The sequence below is a fragment of the Chryseobacterium sp. UYP7 genome, from assembly GCF_056279225.1.
Genome location: NZ_JBWBQW010000001.1, coordinates 494855 through 512214, shown reverse-complemented (window position 1 = coordinate 512214; position 17360 = coordinate 494855). Strand labels below are relative to the sequence as shown.

Below are 17360 nucleotides of genomic sequence, written 5' to 3'. Positions count from 1 at the left end.
ACAGCAATATCCACAAGAGGTTTCGACAAGCTCAACCTGACAAAGCAGTTTTTTCTTACATAAGGACCATGTCAGACTGAGCCTGTCGAAGTCTCTTCATTCTAAACTATTTTATAACAAAAAATCTCCCGAAATTCAGGAGATTTTTTTGTAAGCTGATGAAATTTAATTAAGGTTTGTTCGCCAGAAAATACTCAGCTTCTCCTTTGCCCCAGTTTGGATATAAAACCGTTTTTGGCTGATATGTTTTAAACTGATCCAAAGATTTTTGAAATAATTCCAGACCTTTTGCTTTGCTGCCACCAAATTGCTCCGGAGTGTAATAGGTATCCTCCGCTTTTAATAATGAAACACGGGGATTTTCCGGATCCAGTTTTTCTGCCTTTGCCAAAGCATCTGCACCCAACATTCCCTCGCTCATAAATCTTGCTTGCGGATCCACCATCATTTTTAAACCGTGAATCATTTTTTGTAAAATTAATATTTCGGCATTGTCTTTACTCAATTCAGACGCTTTATCTAAGTTTGTTTGCGCTTCTGCAGCAATCGCGTCCAGTTCGGTTAATTTACCGGTTCGCATTAGATTTCTTCCTTTTTCAATGGAGGCATGAGCTGCGTAATAATACGGAAGCCATTGTGTCTTTTCTTTGTCTCCAATTCTGGCGAAATCATTGGACACCGCGGTGAAATCTTCCGGAGTTTTAGACTGATCGAGTTTCGTGATCTTTTCTGTCATTGCTTTATCAAAAGTAGTTTGGGCGAAAGCGCTAACCGTAAATAGAAGAAGCGTAGTTAAAAATAATTTTTTCATTGTTTTGATTTTTGATGTTTTAGTATTTTGATAGATCAAAGGTATCTCAAAAAGTTTCTGCTTGAAATCTTTTTTTTCTGAAAGGTCGAATTTGATTTCTGAATGGTTTTAAAGGTTATTATTAATGGCGTCTTGTGTTCTGTCAACACCAAAGCTTATAAATGCACCGATGAAAATAAAGGTATTCACGGAAGGTAAAACGGCTCTGTTTCGCATTCCGTCATTCGAAAAGTTATAGCCGTAAATATTTTTTTGTCCTAAAATATTGTTGATTGCCAGAACCAATACCGTAAAAGATTTTGCATCTTTTTTTCCTAAACTCGGTAAATAGTTCAGACTGAAATTCAGCGCACTGAAATCTTTTAATCTTCCCTGATTGTTCAGGTGGTAATCACCGTTGTCGTTTGTAATAAAATTATAGTAAGGTCTGCCCGAAGCGTAGGTATAAGAAAGATTAAAACCCGTTTTCCAGTCGGTCACAAATTTTTTCGCCACAACAGAAAGGGTATGTTTTGCGGCAAAACTGGGGAATAAACTTTGGTCGTAGTTCTGAAAGTTTCTTTTAGAATCCAGAAAAGAGTAGGAAACCCAGTAATCAATATCTTTGATCGATTTCTTGTCCCGCCAGAAAACTTCAAAACCTTTTGCAAAACCGTCGCCGTTATTATTGATCGCAATTGGGCGGTAATCTAAAACTTTAGTTTTAATAAGATCGGTGTAGTTTTTATAGAAGGCTTCCAGTCTCAAGCTTCGTCCTTCTTCGGATTTTTGAACCTGAAAAACGTAGTGTGCCGCTTTTTGATAGCTGAGCGGTGCACTTCCAAAGAATTTATTTTCGGGATTTTGATAAAAGATTCCATATGCCAGAGAGCTCGTCCAGTTTTTAGAGATCCGGTAAGCCATTGCAAATCGGGGCGCGAGATTCCATTCGTTTACTGCAGTTGAATATTCTGAGCGTAAACCCACTTTCGCAGAAAGATTATTACTGAAACCTAAATCGGTCTCTGCAAAAAGGGAAGTAATTTCATCATTAAATTCGAAGGGAGCATCTGCAACCGCAACATCAGTTTTTTCCTGAGCTCTGTTGTATTCGATTCCGCCACGGATCGCGGATATTTTATTAATTTTTCTTTCAATAATGGCTTTCGTATTAAAGTAGTTCGCCTTGCTGTCAATGGAATTGCGGTTAATTTCTGAATTCTGAAACGTGTTGCTTAGATCAATGTAATTAGAATTGTAAGTGTAGGAACTTCCCAGATTCAAAAGATATTTTCCGAATTTCTGTTTAAAAGATAAATTGTGAAATGTATTTTTTCCTTTTAGCGACGTATTATCAAAATCAATATTGGGTTCTAAACTTTCAGACTGTAAGCCAATCCTGTTCGCATCAAAGCTTCCATAATATTTTAAAATTCCGCCATTTTTATTTTTTATTCTGAAGTTAAAGTTAGTGCCTAAACCTTCCGGAGCTTTCGTGAAATCATTATTAAACTTGATGAGCTTCGTCATTAAACCAATATTAGAATATCCTGCAGAGATCCCAAATGATCTGGTTTTTTCGTCATTTACATTTTGAAACCCTGCGTTAATAAAAATAGGTGAAATCCCAATGTCGATAGAATTCTTATCTGGAAAATCAATACTTTCCAACACCAAAACAGAAGACAAAGCCTGCCCGTAAAGTGCAGAATAACCGCCACTTGAAAAGACGTTGCCTTTAAACAGTGAAGTATTTAAACGATCCATGGATTTTATGCCCGGAATAGAATTCCCGAAAAAATTATTCACCAGATTTCCATCCATAAAAAATTTCGTCTCTTCGCCAGTGCCACCGCGTACAAACAAACCTTCCGTTTCCCCAATTTTCTGTACACCGGGAAGCGTTTCGAGCGCGGAAGAAATTTGTCCGTTTGCGCCCGCAGTTGTATAAATGTCAAGAGGTGTTAAAAGGGTAGTGGCTCTTTTTCGGTCACTGGCTTCAATGGAACCTGCAGAAATTACGACCGCATCAATTTCGGAGATCTGTTCTTTCAGATCTGAATTTAATTTTATATTCTCTGTAGAAATTACGATCGGTTTATCAATTTCGACAAATTTGGGATTAGAAAATACGATAATGTGATTTCCTTTTTCGGTGGTTTCAAAAGAAAAATTACCATTTGCATCGGTTGTAGTTCCGTCATAAGTATCTTTCAAGGTGACGGAAATATCTTTTACCCCTTTATTTTTGAAATTGACGGTTCCCGAAACGGTAATTTGAGCGCTCAGAAATAGTCCCGCCAGAAAAGACATCAAAATGAGGACTTTAGAAATGATGAACGTTTGCATGGTTTTAATTTTAGTACCGTAAAGATATTACGGAATAACTTTTGCTGAAAAGTATTTTTACTGAACGGTAAAATATCCCAACTGAATTGTATCAAATGAGATCCTATCTCATTTTCGTACCTTTATCATCATAAACATCAAACAATACTATTATGAAAGTTACAAAAATTTCTCTTTTTTTATGCAGCGCAATTTTTGCGGTGTCTTGTTCAACGACCAAAAACTACAAGATCAACTCTAAAAGCGGTACCAACACTCAGGGAACTGCCGATTTTGTACAGAACGGAAAGAATGTGAAAATGGAACTTAATGTTTACAAATTAACTCCCGGAATTCACGCTGTACATATTCATGAAAAAGGAGACTGCTCCGCAACCGATGGAAGTTCTGCTGGTGGGCACTGGAATCCATCCAAAAATGATCACGGAAAATGGGGTTCAGAACATTTCCACATGGGCGATATCGGAAATTTAGTAGCAGATAAAGACGGAACTGCAAGACTTCTGTTTGATACTGATAAATGGTGTATCGGCTGTAGTGACGAAAGTAAAAATATTGTGGGAAAATCTTTAATCATTCACGCCGGGAAAGATGACTTTCACACGCAACCTACGGGAGATGCAGGAGGAAGAGTTGGCTGTGTTGAAATTAAATAAGAATTTATTGTACTTTTAAAGGTAATATTTTTCGAGAAAGAAGAAAAATTCTTCCATTCTGAATAGATTATTTATTGCCAGATAGAAGAATAAAAGACCCACAGAAATAAATAAAAAAGATAGAATTTTCGGTGCGTTTTTGTAAGAATAGAAAAGCCATCCGATCATGAGTGGGAAAACGAATACGAAATGTCCACCATAAATGTAGGATGTGTGTAACCCAAATTTCAATACGCAGTGAATTAGAATATCAACAAAAAGGGAGATCATTAAGATCTGCACTAATTTATTTTTAAAGTTTTTGAAATAACTCCAGCAAACCAAAGCAATCATCGCTGCAACAAAAACATAAGGGAGCCAGAAATGGTAAACCTCCATAAAAAGGGCTTTGTAATAAAAGCCCTTTTTGTTGTGATAATCTCTCAATTCAAACCCGGCAAATAACATATTTCCACCAAAAAACCAGGATACGATCATGTCCCAGACAGGTGTTATTTTGGGTGTTGAGAATTTCTCATACTGTTCGCCGGATTTATTCAGAAACCGCATATAGTCGAAATTGATCCGGTTTAGGAACAGCAAAACAAAAGCTACAACAGATAAACTTACGCGTAAAACCGCACTGCCCAAATTTTTCCAGGTCCTGAAAAGGTTCTTTTCAAAAAAGAGCGGAATATAAACTTTTACAATATTCGTCACCGTTAAACCACCGATAGAAATGCTGGCTAAAGCAAGCGCGACGACTGGAATTTTTTCGTCTTTCTTTAATTTTAAGGCGGCGTAATAATTGAATAAAACGAGCAATAATAGAGTGTACGTATAATTTTCTGGCGTAAAGGAAAGTAAAATATTTGTAGAGAAAAATGCAAAAAAGAAAAGAATGAGCAAGGATATAACTTTCGGTAAAGCGATAATATTTTTTAAATATTTATAGATCTGAATCAAACTTAAACTCACCGCAAAATTGCTGCACCAAGCCAATACCAGACGAAAAATTTCATCTTTCTTACCGTCGGAAAATAGATAAGCAAAGTTTCGGACTCCATCGAAAAAATAATTGGATAAAGGATGTCTTTCGTAGCCACCACCCGTTAATACAATAGCTCGGTTGTCAAAACTGAAATAAGCATCCCACGGGATCCGGTCATCAAAAATAATCCGGTAATTTAATGCGATCGTACTTCCCAGAATACCGTAAACAGTAAGGAAGATCAGAAAAAGTAAAAACTCAAATTTCGTAGAAGGGAAAATCGTCTTCAGAAAATCGGTCAATTTTTGTTTGAAAACCAAGGTCGTAAATTTCTGCAAAATTAAGAAAATTTAGGAACTGCAGGAAAGCGTAGAACAGCCGCTTTGACCGTTATACATTGATGGTCTTTTTTTAGAAAACTCCGGATATAATTCTTCATACGGACTTTCCAGCGCCAGAAGAATTTTGTTGAGCAGCTCTTTTTTTCCTTCATTCACTTCATTAATACATTCAAAAAGAATATAATTACGAAGAATAAATTTGGGATTTGTTTTTCTCATCAGCGTTAATGATTCTTGTGGAGCAATCGTGTTTTTCTGCAGTCTTTCGAAATAATTTCTGATGAATTTTTCAAAAGTGGCGAACTGTTCGTCTGAAAGAAAATGATAGAAAATGTCTTCAAAATGTTTTCTCAGATTAGACGTTTCTGTAGCACTTTCTAGCTGGGTAAAGAAAAGCGTGTAATCGATCTTCAAATCTTCCATCACTTGCTGAGCTTCTGTAAAAAATGGACCATCACTTTTTAAAACGGTGTCGAAACCAAATTTTTTTGCCATCATTACATCATGTTTCTGCCAGAACATTTCAGTGAAATCGTTTAATATTTTTTCCAGAATTTTCTCGTCTTTAATCAAGGGAAACAGAGCGTTTGCGAGTTGCCACAAATTCCATTGCGCGATTTTGCCCTGATTTCCGAAAGCATAACGGCGACCCGGCAAATCGGTCGTGTTTGGGGTAAAATTTAAGTCATATTCATCCAGAAAAGAAAACGGACCATAATCAATCGTTAAACTTAAAATTGACATGTTATCGGTGTTCATCACGCCGTGAACAAAACCAACGCAATACCAATCAACCATTAGATCTGCGGTTTTCTCGGAAATGGTCTTGAAGAAGTCTGCGTACTTATTTGGGCTTTCCATATCAATTTCGGGGAAGTAATTCTTGATGGTAAAGTCCGCAAGTTTTTTCAAAGTTTCAGTTTCCTTTTGGGCGGTCAGCAATTCAAAATGGCCAAAACGCAAAAAACTTTCTGCGGTTCGCAACATTACTGCGCCTTTTTCATAGTCAGCATTTCCGTCGTACATCATGTCGCGCATCACCTCTTCTCCGGTGAAGGACAGGGAAAGACCTCGTGTCGTGGGAATTCCTAGATGATGCATGGCTTCACTCATCAAATATTCACGCACGGATGATCTTAAAACTGCTCTTCCATCTGCATGTCTGGAATAAGGAGTTGCTCCGGCGCCTTTCCACTGGATCTCTGTTTTTTTGCCGTTTTTGTTTTGAATTTCACCAGCGTATATTGCTCTACCGTCGCCTAATTGTCCGGCCCAGTTTCCAAATTGATGACCTGCATAAGCGGTTGCGTAGGTTTTTATATTTGCTGGAAGAGAAGCGGCATTCAGAAATTGGGTATCTTTTTCATTTTCTATTTTGCCCAGACCAATCTCCTCTGAGAGTCTTTCATTAAAAATAATCAATTCAGGATTTTCAAAACCCATGATTTCTGTAGTAGAAAATACAACTTTTGGAGTCTGTCTCTGTTGTGCACTTCCAGAGAAATCTCCGGGAAATTCTTTTAAAAAAGGCTGTGTAATCTGATCCAAATTCATGTTTCAAAGTTCGTTAAAAAAAACATCCTTCCAAAAGATTGAAAGGATGTTTTCGATTTATATTATGTATCGGAGTTACTTGTTAAAGTCGATATCGTCTCCGGTATTGATATTCTCGTTGACGTTTTCTTCCTTGGTACCGGAAGGTTTTTTAGGTCCGGAAGGCTGTACGACTTTCGGATTTTTAATCTCATCAATCGTTTGTAATCCTCCATCATCTCCGTAACCGCCTAATCCCTGCAGATCAGAACAGTTTCCGGTCCAGTTCGATGGTTTTACAAATTTATCATCGGGCGAAACACCGAGGTCTTTATCGGCCCAAACTTTCTTCATATAAATTGCCCAGATCGGAAGGGCCATTTTCGCACCCTGACCCTCACCAGTTCCCCAGAAATGGGTAGCTCGATCTTCCCAGCCTACCCAAACTCCGGTCGCTAGATTTGGCGTCATTCCCATAAACCAACCATCTGAATTATTTTGAGTTGTACCTGTTTTTGCTGCAATTTCCGTTGTTTTAGGAACTCCTCTTCGGCCCAGTTCGCCAGAAGCGGTACCGAACTGCGCGACCCCTTTCATTAAGTCGATCATTGTATAAGCATAAAGTTCGTTCATTACTTCTTTCAGCAGCGGTTTAACTTCCTTAATGACTCTACCATTTGCATCTTCGATACGCCATATCATTTCGGGTTTTATATAATTCCCGTAGTTGGCAAAGGTGCTGTACGCTCCTAACATTTCGAAAATTGTGATATCAGAAGATCCAAGAGCAATTGCGTATTCGTTTGGCATTTCTTCAGTTACTCCAAGATCACGTGCCGTTTGAATAACACTTTTTGGAGTTACCATTTCGATAAGACGAACAGCGACTGGATTTTTGGATTGAGCCAAAGCATCCCGTAATGTTAAACTTCCGCCAGAACCTTGTACAGACCAGCTTCCTTTTGTGTACGTTGCATTTGAAACTGTTGAGCAAGGAGTCATTCCCAGTTTCATGATCGCCGTCGCATAAACGAAAGGTTTAAAGGTGGAACCAACTTGTCTTTTCCCCTGTTTAATGTGATCATACTGAAAATGCTGCCAGTTGATCCCACCAACCCAGGCTTTTATTTCTCCGGTTCCTGGAACCATAGACATTAATCCAGCCTGTGCAATTTGCTTGTGATAACGGATGGAATCCCATGGTGACATTTCAACCTCTTCTTCGCCACCCCATGTAAATCTGGAAGTTTTGATCGGTTTTTTAAAGTCCAGCATGATCGAATCTTCGGAAACACCAGCATTTTTCAGCTGTTTGTATCTTCCGGTTCTTTTTACCGCACTCATCATAATAGAGTTAATTTCTTTGTCGTTGATGAGGTAGAAAGGTCTTTGCTTTCTGCTTTTTTGTTCAGCGTCGAATCTTTTCTGAAGATCTGTTAAGTGTTCTCTGATAGACTCTTCCGCATAACCCTGCATTTTAGAATCCAAGGTGATGTATATTTTAAGACCGTCTTTGAAAAGATTTAAGGTTTTACCCGTTTTCTTTTCGTAGTCTTTTAAATAGCCGTCAATTTCTTTTCTTAAATAAAATTTGTAGTACGCGGAATAACCATCATCAATCGATTTTATTGGCTGGTAATCCAGAGTGATCGGAGATTCTACCGCTTTCTGATAATTTTCCTGATCCAGATAACCCGTTTTCAACATTTGGTCTAAAACAACATCTCTTCTGGATTTTGCTCTTTCCATATTTCGCATCGGGTTATTTTTAACCGGATTCTCGAGCATTGCCACAAACATTGCTGCTTCTGGAAGCGTTAATTTAGAAGTTGGTTTGTTGAAATAAACACGTGACGCCATTTCAATTCCGTTTGCATTATAAAGGAAATCGAACTTATTGAAGTAAAGCGTTATGATTTCTTCTTTCGTATATCTTTTTTCTAAACTTACAGCAACGACCCATTCTTTCAATTTCTGAAAAACTGCAGTAGCTTTGTTTTGAGATCTTGTTCCTGTAAAAAGTAATTTTGCCAACTGTTGCGTAATAGTAGAACCACCACCGCGCTGTCCACCAAAAGCGACTGCTCTCGCAACAGATTGTAAATCAATTCCTGAATGTTCCTTGAAACGCTCATCTTCTTTTGCCTGAAGCGCATAAATTAAGTAAGGTGGCAACTCCTTATAAGTAACAGGTTGTGTTTTTTCTTTTTCGAATTTTCCGAGCATTTTACCATCAGAAGAATAAATTTCTGACGCGACATAAATATCTGGATTTTCCAGCTCTTTTACATCCGGCATGCTTCCGAAAAAGCCTTGGGAAACACCAAAAAACACAGCGGAAATTCCTAAAATAATAATGATAAGACCAATCCAGACCAATCTAACCCATTTTTTCCAACCTGTGTTCTTTTGTTTTTTTGGAGGTAGAGGAAACGTTTGCTTTGGTTTGTTCCCTTGGTTTTGTTTGTTTTCCATAAATGATATTACGGTTTTGCCGTTTCTATTTTTACACCAATATCTTCAATTCCCTTCAATTGATCCGTTCTCATTGCCTGAATAATTCCGATCGAATAATCGCCGTTTGCCGGGAATTTATAATTTAACTTATACTGAAACAAAGTTTCTTTTGTATCTCCAAATCCTTTACCGATCCACTCGCCGTTCGGTTGTGCCAAAACATAATTCAAAGTATCTGTATTTTTCATTTTTGTTTTCGCGTTCAAAAAATTCACGATCAAACGAATGTTACTGTATGGATAATCGTTATTGTTCCTTACAACAAATATAATATTTTTTGGATTTTGGGCATCATTCACCTTAAAGTCGAATTTTTGCTCTGTTTTCTTGTCCCAGTTTCCGTTGAGGTTTTTCATATCAACCTTTTCCGAGGAATTATTACAACTCACAAGAAACAGGAGAACGAAAAAAACACTCCCTATCTTATGCATTGTCATCGCGTTTTGGCTGAAACTTCTTTTTGAATTTTTTCGGTTGTTGATTCTGAGGCTGAGAATTTTGTGGTTGGTTATTCTCCGGACCTTTATTTCCTCTCTCAGCTTGATCTTCAGGACCTTTATTCACTGGTTTTTGTGCGTTGTTCGGTCTTTGGTTATTATTATTATTGTTGTTGTTGTTGTTGTTGTTGTTGTTGTTGTTGTTGTTGGGTTTTTTTCTGTTTGAATTTTTCGGGGAATTTTTATTTTTCCGTTCGAAACGGTCAATTGTATTTTCCTGAATTAAATCAACAGATCTTACCGGAATATCGTGAACTTTAATATCCTCTAACGCAGGAGCTTTCTCGCCTTTTTTGTTTTGAGCGATCATCTTTTTAACGTCGGCAACATCCAGATCAAACCAAGCCATAGAACGCTCTACGTAAGCGAACCACATTTTCTTTTTGAAGACGTCGATTTTAATACAAAAAGCTTTTCCGTTTACAGTGTCAATCGTAGATGATGAAGGAGGAAAATCACTTAACGCATCCAAATAACTGTCGAGTTCGTAATTCAAACAACATTTCAACTTTCCACATTGTCCTGCTAACTTTTGAGGATTGATGCTTAATTGCTGATAACGTGCGGCGTTCGTGTTTACAGAACGGAAATCAGTCAGCCAGGTTGAACAGCACAATTCTCTTCCACAAGAACCGATCCCACCAACTTTTGCGGCTTCCTGGCGGAATCCGATCTGTTTCATATCGATCTTTGTACGGAACGTTCCGGCAAACTCTTTAATTAACTGTCGGAAATCCACGCGGGTATCGGAGGTGTAATAGAAAGTAACCTTTCCACCATCACCCTGAAATTCCACATCAGTAATCTTCATGTCCAGGTTTAAACCGTACGCAATTTTACGGGCCTGAATTTTTACTGGCTCTTCTTTTCCTCTTGATTCCTGCCAAACCTCGATGTCTCGCTGGTTGGCTAAGCGGTAAATTTTCAGCGGGTTATCTTCAGTGACGAATTTTTTCTTCATCTGAATTTTTACTAACTCTCCGGTAAGGCTTACTACACCTATATCGTGACCTGGACTTGATTCTACTGTGATCACACTCCCCATATGGAGTGGTAAATTGTTTACGTTCTTATAAAAAAATTTACGATCGTTCTTAAATCTTACTTCCACAAAATCCGTTTGGGATGTTGATGGATTATGAATATTTGAGAGCCAATCGAAAACGCTTAATTTATAACTATTCCCGCAGGTATTTACACTTTCACATCCACTCCCCGATTTTGTTCCGCAGGAATGGCCAGAATCGCCAGATGTTTTGCATCCACAACTCATAATTTTATATATCTAATTGTTGCAAATTTAGTATAAATTTATTTTGTTTAATTCAATGGCGTAATAATTAACAGAATACTTTTTCTAAAATCAGCAATTAGTAGATTTTCTTGAGGATTTTTTAAACAATCACGGATTATTATGCAAATCATACAATTATAAATCACGTAAATTTTTAGTTTCTATTGAGATTATTTAGTTTAAACAGATGCGAATTTCTTCAGCACAAATTAAATAAAAGTCCCTAGAATACTAAGAAATATTATGGTTTTACAACGTCGAAATTTTAAACAAATACTGCAAAATGAAATTTGTTTAAAATAATTTATGATTTATTAACATTTGTTTAAAAAATAATTTTATATTTGGGTCATTAATAAAGATAATATGAAAAAAATTGTTGTAACAACAGCACTATTAGCCGGAGCTTTGGCATATGCAGGAGGTTTTAGAGTTTCTCTGCAAGGCGTAAAGCAATTGGCAATGGCTCATACAAGTGCACATGCAGAAGATGCGAGTGTTACTTTCTTCAATCCGGCCGGAATGTCTTTTATTCCCGCTAAATTAAGTGTAGCAGCTGGTGGTTTTGGCGCGAAATCAATCGTGACTTACCAAAACGCATCTACATTAGAGTCTTACGAAACTAATAGTCCAATTGGAACTCCCCTTTATGCTGCAGTAGCATATAGAGTTCTGGACAATGTTTCTGTAGGATTCAATTTCTCTACACCATTTGGTAGTACGATCGAATGGCCATCTGATTGGGCCGGACGCGAGATTGTACAGCGTTTGGAACTGAAAGCTTTCTATTTTCAACCAATGATCTCTTTTAAATTAGCACCTTGGGCATCGGTCGGTGGTAGCTATATTTATGCGAAGGGAAGTGTAGATTGGGATAAAGCTGCAACGCAATTAGGGGGAACTCTAAACCTTAATGATGATAAAGCTTCCGGAAGCGGTTTTGGTATCGGATTTTATTTCCAACCTAGTGAAAAGTTAGATGTAAGTATTGCTTACCGTTCTCCTATTGATATGAAAGCAGACAATGGAGTTGTAAGCTTTGATATTTCTCCGGCATTGTATCCTGCTTTAGGTTTGGATGCTTCTGGAAAAGATTCTTTTAAAGCAACTTTACCTTTGGTAGACGAGTATACGATTGGAGTTACCTATAAAGTGACACCGAAGTGGTTAGTTTCTGGAGATTTCAATTATAGTGGATGGGACCGATATAACAGTCTTACTTTGGATTTTGCAAACGCACCTATTGGGAATCAACCTAATGATCCAACCGTTTTAGTAAGTCCGAAGAATTTCGAAAGTACGCAAACATGGAGAGTAGGATCGCAATATCAAATTACAGATATGATTGCTGCGCGCGCTGGTTATTACTATGATGAATCGCCTTACACTGATGAAAATTTTCAAGCGGAAACTCCATCTTTCGACTCGAATGTTATTACTGCTGGTTTAGGATTTAAATTCGGTAGAGGAATAGGAGTTGATATTGCAGGCGCACTTGCACTTCCAAAAAGTAGAGCAGTGAAAAACACTTATAACAACTTTTACGGAGAGGCAAAAGCAAAAGCATATTACTTTGGTTTAGGCTTATCTTACAACGCATTTTAAGATTTAAATTTAATTATGAAAAAAATATTAATTTCAACAATCGCTGTTTCAGCATTGTTATTTACAGTAAGCTGTAATACGGACTTTGAAACCGATGTGAGCAGCATCGTAGTGACAAAAGGTGATGCTGATTTTACAAAATATGTGGCATTAGGAAATTCTCTTACTTCAGGATTTCGGGATAATGCTTTATATATAGATGGTCAAAATGAATCCTATCCCAATATGGTCGCACAGCAAATGATGCTTGCGGGTGGTGGAGTTTTCAAACAGCCATTAATGCCAAATAATGTAGGTGGATTTACTGGTATCCCAGGATTTCCGGGAAAATTGACTCTACAGGTTGTTAACGGAGCACTTTCACCAGTGCCAGGTGCACCAGGAGCTGCATTAGATAACATTTCCGCAGGGGCGCCTTACCAAAATTTAGGAGTGCCGGGAGCAAAATCCTTCCATTTGGGAATTAACGGATATGGTTCCCTGAACCCGTATTACTCAAGATTTGCTACAGGAGCATCTTCTTCTGTTATCGCAGATGCGGTAAGTCAGGCACCCACATTTTTCTCACTTTGGATTGGAAATAACGATGTTCTTTCTTACGCAACAAGCGGAGGAGTAGGCGTTGATCAAAAAGGAAACTTAAATCCTGCAACTTACGGTTCAAATGATATTACCGATCCAACAGTTCTTGCAAGTGTGATTAGTAATTATGTGACTGCATTAACTGCAAACGGAGCGAAAGGAGTACTTGCTAACATCCCGAATGTTACATCAATTCCATTTTTCACTAGAGTTCCTGCAAAGCCAATTGCTGGTTTAACAGATACTCAGGTTACGCAATTAAATACTGCTTACGCGCAATACAACGGTGGATTAGCACAGGCGAAAGCTTTAGGTTATCTTACAGACGCTGAATACCAAAAAAGGTTGATCAAATTTAATCCAACAGTTGCTAACGGAGCGGTGATAAAAGATAAAGATCTTACTAATCTTGCTGCCTTAGGAATTCCTTCTTTCAGACAAACAACATCGAAAGATTTTATTCTGTTAACTACTTCAACTGTTCTTCAACAAGGCGGTGGAACTGCTACACAGTTAGATGATCAATATGTTCTTACAGAAAAGGAAACTGCCAGAGTTCTTACAGCAACTGCAGCATTTAATGCATCTATTAAAGCAATCGCAGATTCAAAAGGACTTGCGTTTGTAGATGCTAACAAAAAAATGATCGAACTTTCAGGAGCATCAGGAATTTTGTTTGATGGCGTAAAATATACTGCAACATTCGTTACAGGAGGAACTTTCTCTTTAGACGGAGTTCACCTTACGGGCAGAGGTTATGCACTAATTGCAAATGAATTTATGAAAGCAATTAACACGACCTATAAATCGACGCTACCTATGGTTAACATTAATACGTACAGCGGCGTAACGTTCCCATAAAAATTTATTGAAAAATAAAAATATATAAAACCACTTGAATTCTTCGAGTGGTTTTATTTTTTTTAAATTTGTCCATCTAAAAAAGTAAAAATGGCTGAGCAGGCAAGTTATTTATTCTCCACAAGAACCAGTAAGGTTTTAGCGGAAAAAATCGCCCAATTCTACGGGCAGGAATTAGGAAAAATCAAAGTACAGGAATTCAGCGACGGCGAATTTGAACCGATTCTCGACCAGTCTGTAAGAGGCGGACGGGTTTTCTTGATCGGATCTACATTTCCACCCGCCGACAATCTTCTTGAATTATTACTCATGATCGATGCGGCAAAAAGAGCATCAGCAAAAAGTATCACGGTCGTTCTTCCTTACTATGGTTTGGCAAGACAGGACCGAAAAGATCAGCCACGAGCGCCAATCGGTGCCAAACTGGTAGCCAATCTTTTAACTGCTGCAGGTGCAACACGGGTCATGACGATGGATCTGCATGCAGATCAGATTCAGGGATTTTTCGAAATTCCTGTTGATCATCTTTACGCTTCTACTTTGTTTATCGATCACATCTTATCTTTAAACCTGGAGAATCTAACCATTGCCTCTCCGGATATGGGTGGTGCAAAAAGAGCCAAAAATTACGCAAGTCATTTAGGAGCTGATGTGGTGATTTGCTATAAAGAGAGAAAGAAAGCCAACGTCGTGGACGAAATGTTTTTAATTGGACATGTTGAAGGTAAAAATGTAATTCTCATCGACGATATGATCGATACCGCCGGAACATTATGCAAAGCTGCAGATATTTTAATGGCAAACGGCGCGATAAGCGTTCGAGCAATGGCATCTCACGGTGTTCTTTCCGGTAAAGCCTACGAAAATATAGAAAAATCAGCCCTTTCAGAAGTTATTGTTACTGATAGTATTCCGATCAAAACAGAACTTTCTTCTAAAATAAAAGTCCTTTCCTGTGCGCAACTTTTTGCAGATGTGATGAAAATGGTTCACGAACATAAATCAATCAGCGAGAAATTCATTATCTAAAAAAAAATCGGTACATTTGCACCCTTAAAATTTTTTAAACATATTATGAAATCTATCACAATTCAAGGTACAAAAAGAGAAAGCGTAGGTAAGAAATCTACAAAAGCTTTGCGCGATGCTGAATTAGTTCCTTGTGTTGTTTACGGTGGTGCCGAAACTTTAAATTTTTCTGCTGAAGAAAGATCTTTCAAAGGTTTGGTTTATACTCCGGACGCACACACGGTATCTATTGAGGTTGACGGAAAAACAATTCCGGCAATCCTTCAAGACATCCAGTTTCACCCATTAACCGACAAGATCTTACACGCTGATTTTTATCAGATGTCAGACGATAAACCGGTTGTTATGGAGGTTCCTGTAGCACTTACAGGTCGATCCAAAGGTGTTGTTGCCGGTGGTGCAATGAGACAGTCTTTCAGAAAACTAAAAGTAAAAGCACTTCCTGGTAATTTACCGGACGAAATCGTTGTTGACGTTACTTCTCTAAAAATCGGAGGTAAATTATATGTTGGCGACATTAAAACCAATAATTTCAGTTTCATGCATCCAGACAACGCAGTAGTTGTTGCTGTTAAGATGTCTAGAACTGCTATGAAAGGTGGTGCTGCTGGAGATGACGAAGAAGATGAGGCAGAAGCTGCAGAAGTTAAAGATCAATCTCCGGATGTTCCGACAACGGAAGAAAAATCTTTTGAAGCATAAAATTTTCTCAAAATTTACAGATTCCCGCTCATTTATTTGAGCGGGAATTTTTTTATTTAGGAGCAACCAGAATTTTGCGAATTCCCACAGGTGGTCCCGCTTTCACTACTCGCTTCCCGGGCAAATGCCTCGGGAGAGCTCAAACAGACCGTTCAATCGGGGCTGGAATACAATTGATCTTTTCGTTCAACAGGAAATTCGATTGGTCGTTTAACGTTTACGAATTTATTGATTCAAAAAAAAAAGGAACATCGAATTTTATCAACACAGTTCAAAAATGTTCGTACAATCGTGGCAAAGAATTTTCGCACCTCTTGTTCGAGTCTAATCAATTCAGATCACATTCATATTTTTTACTTACTTTTACAATACTCCAAAACTTTTTAGTGTCAAAAAAAATATTTTATATTATCCTCTTTTGCAGCAGTTATCTTTTGCATGCCCAACAAAACGAAGAGTTTCAGTTGGCGAAGAAATATTTTGACTATCAGCGGTTTATGCTCAATAATGAGTTCAAGAAGAAATTCGATAATGAGATTGACCGTACTGAAAAATTGACCATCAAAAGAGACTTTTCAGAATTCATGACGAAGCTCGACAGTATTCAGAATACAGCCTTTATCGGAACTTTAATTAAAGTGAAAAACCGGGAAGATCTACATCGGTTAAGTACGAAAACTTCTCTTCAATACCTTTCAGAAAATCCTCAGAAAAAGGAATTAAATGAAGAAGCAAAATATCCCGGCGGTTTCGATATTCTAAGAAAGCAGGTTTTTGATCTGTTTTATACAGAAGCATTCCTGCCCGACCAAAAAGTAATAAAAACCAATGTTGTATATGTGGTTGAAAAAGATGGCACTATAAGTTCGGTGCATGCCGAAGGTGATCATTTCGCTTTCAACCGTCAGGCAGAAATTGCCATGTATCTTCTCCCCGAAAAATTTTCCCCCGCCATTATAAAAGGAACGCCAGTCCGGTACAGATTCCGACTTCCACTCGCAATGAATTTTGAATAATGATAAAAAAACTTCTACTTATTAATTTCTTCGCAGCAACAGTTTTTGTCTTCGGTCAACAAACCAAACAGTTGCGGACCATTAAACAAAAATACGATGCAGAAATAGAAAATTTCAGCAAAACCTGCAAAAAAGATGTGGAGAAATCCGGTTCGGAACTGACAAAGCGGGAGATTTCTAACAAATGCAGAACTGCTATTTCCCTGATCAACTCGCGCAGAAACGCGGAAAATCTTCAGGAACTGACTCGAATAAAATCTGAAGGGACAGGAAATAACATTGCAGGTTCCAAAGAAGATTCAGACTTTAATACCCAAACAGAAGAAATCCCGGAATATCCTGGCGGTTTTAACCAGTTCAGGAATGAAGTCAGCAATAATTTTGACACCGAAGCGATCACAGGTGACGGAATATTTAGATGTGAGATTATATTTGTCATCGAACGCGACGGATCTATAAATGCAGTAAAAGCTACCGGAAATAATAGTGGTTTTAATATCCAGGCTGAACTTGCTGTATATCTAATTGAAAATAAATTTTCAGTAGCAAAATTTAATGGAGTTCCGGTGAGATACAGAATGAGACTTCCGCTAAGTTTATCTTTTGAATAAAATTTTA

At 37.9% G+C, this 17360-nt stretch carries 14 protein-coding genes; 7 read left to right on the top strand and 7 right to left on the bottom strand.

Annotated elements, in window-relative coordinates; genetic code table 11:
• Window positions 1-169: 169 nt before the first annotated feature.
• Window positions 170-811: a hypothetical protein gene (locus ACZ9HT_RS02420; protein WP_476038840.1), complete on the bottom strand. Its 642-nt coding sequence runs from the start codon at window positions 809-811 to the stop codon at window positions 170-172.
• 108 nt (window positions 812-919) lie between these two features.
• Window positions 920-3139, bottom strand: a complete 2220-nt coding sequence (locus tag ACZ9HT_RS02415) for a TonB-dependent receptor (protein ID WP_476038839.1) — start codon at window positions 3137-3139, stop codon at window positions 920-922.
• A gap of 152 nt (window positions 3140-3291) precedes the next feature.
• Here ACZ9HT_RS02415 and ACZ9HT_RS02410 point away from each other — a divergent pair, with 152 nt between their 5' ends.
• Window positions 3292-3795 carry a superoxide dismutase family protein gene (locus ACZ9HT_RS02410; protein ID WP_476038838.1) on the top strand — a complete coding sequence of 168 codons (504 nt, stop codon included), beginning with the start codon at window positions 3292-3294 and terminating at the stop codon, window positions 3793-3795.
• A gap of 15 nt (window positions 3796-3810) precedes the next feature.
• Here the strand turns inward: ACZ9HT_RS02410 and ACZ9HT_RS02405 are convergent, their stop codons facing one another.
• The 5 genes from ACZ9HT_RS02405 to ACZ9HT_RS02385 form a co-directional block, all read right to left on the bottom strand.
• Window positions 3811-5103, bottom strand: a complete 1293-nt coding sequence (locus tag ACZ9HT_RS02405) for a DUF6080 domain-containing protein (RefSeq protein ID WP_476038837.1) — start codon at window positions 5101-5103, stop codon at window positions 3811-3813.
• A gap of 12 nt (window positions 5104-5115) precedes the next feature.
• Window positions 5116-6660, bottom strand: coding sequence for a protein adenylyltransferase SelO (locus ACZ9HT_RS02400; RefSeq protein WP_476038836.1), 1545 nt, complete (start codon window positions 6658-6660; stop codon window positions 5116-5118).
• A 75-nt stretch (window positions 6661-6735) separates the two neighbouring features.
• On the bottom strand, window positions 6736-9114 hold the full coding sequence (locus tag ACZ9HT_RS02395; RefSeq protein WP_476038835.1) for a transglycosylase domain-containing protein: 2379 nt from the start codon (window positions 9112-9114) through the stop codon (window positions 6736-6738).
• An 8-nt stretch (window positions 9115-9122) separates the two neighbouring features.
• Window positions 9123-9587 carry a gliding motility lipoprotein GldH gene (locus ACZ9HT_RS02390; protein ID WP_476038834.1) on the bottom strand — a complete coding sequence of 155 codons (465 nt, stop codon included), beginning with the start codon at window positions 9585-9587 and terminating at the stop codon, window positions 9123-9125.
• A complete protein-coding gene (locus tag ACZ9HT_RS02385) occupies window positions 9580-10926 on the bottom strand; it encodes a PSP1 domain-containing protein (protein WP_476038833.1) in 1347 nt (448 codons plus the stop codon). Before ACZ9HT_RS02385 ends, ACZ9HT_RS02390 begins: the two co-directional genes overlap by 8 nt.
• 387 nt (window positions 10927-11313) lie before the next feature.
• Here ACZ9HT_RS02385 and ACZ9HT_RS02380 point away from each other — a divergent pair, with 387 nt between their 5' ends.
• The 6 genes from ACZ9HT_RS02380 to ACZ9HT_RS02355 all read left to right on the top strand — a co-directional run bounded on the left by ACZ9HT_RS02380 (window position 11314) and on the right by ACZ9HT_RS02355 (window position 17353).
• On the top strand, window positions 11314-12552 hold the full coding sequence (locus ACZ9HT_RS02380; protein WP_476038832.1) for an OmpP1/FadL family transporter: 1239 nt from the start codon (window positions 11314-11316) through the stop codon (window positions 12550-12552).
• A gap of 15 nt (window positions 12553-12567) precedes the next feature.
• Complete coding sequence (locus ACZ9HT_RS02375) at window positions 12568-13995, top strand: SGNH/GDSL hydrolase family protein (protein WP_476038831.1); 1428 nt, start codon at window positions 12568-12570, stop codon at window positions 13993-13995.
• A gap of 90 nt (window positions 13996-14085) precedes the next feature.
• A complete protein-coding gene (locus tag ACZ9HT_RS02370; protein WP_476038830.1) occupies window positions 14086-15024 on the top strand; it encodes a ribose-phosphate pyrophosphokinase in 939 nt (312 codons plus the stop codon).
• A gap of 45 nt (window positions 15025-15069) precedes the next feature.
• A complete protein-coding gene (locus ACZ9HT_RS02365) occupies window positions 15070-15726 on the top strand; it encodes a 50S ribosomal protein L25/general stress protein Ctc (RefSeq protein WP_476038829.1) in 657 nt (218 codons plus the stop codon).
• 386 nt (window positions 15727-16112) lie between these two features.
• Entirely contained in the window at window positions 16113-16742 is a 630-nt protein-coding gene (locus ACZ9HT_RS02360) for an energy transducer TonB (RefSeq protein ID WP_476038828.1), read from the top strand.
• On the top strand, window positions 16742-17353 hold the full coding sequence (locus tag ACZ9HT_RS02355; protein WP_476038827.1) for a hypothetical protein: 612 nt from the start codon (window positions 16742-16744) through the stop codon (window positions 17351-17353). The genes ACZ9HT_RS02360 and ACZ9HT_RS02355 overlap by 1 nt, the downstream gene beginning before the upstream one ends.
• Window positions 17354-17360: the final 7 nt, after the last annotated feature.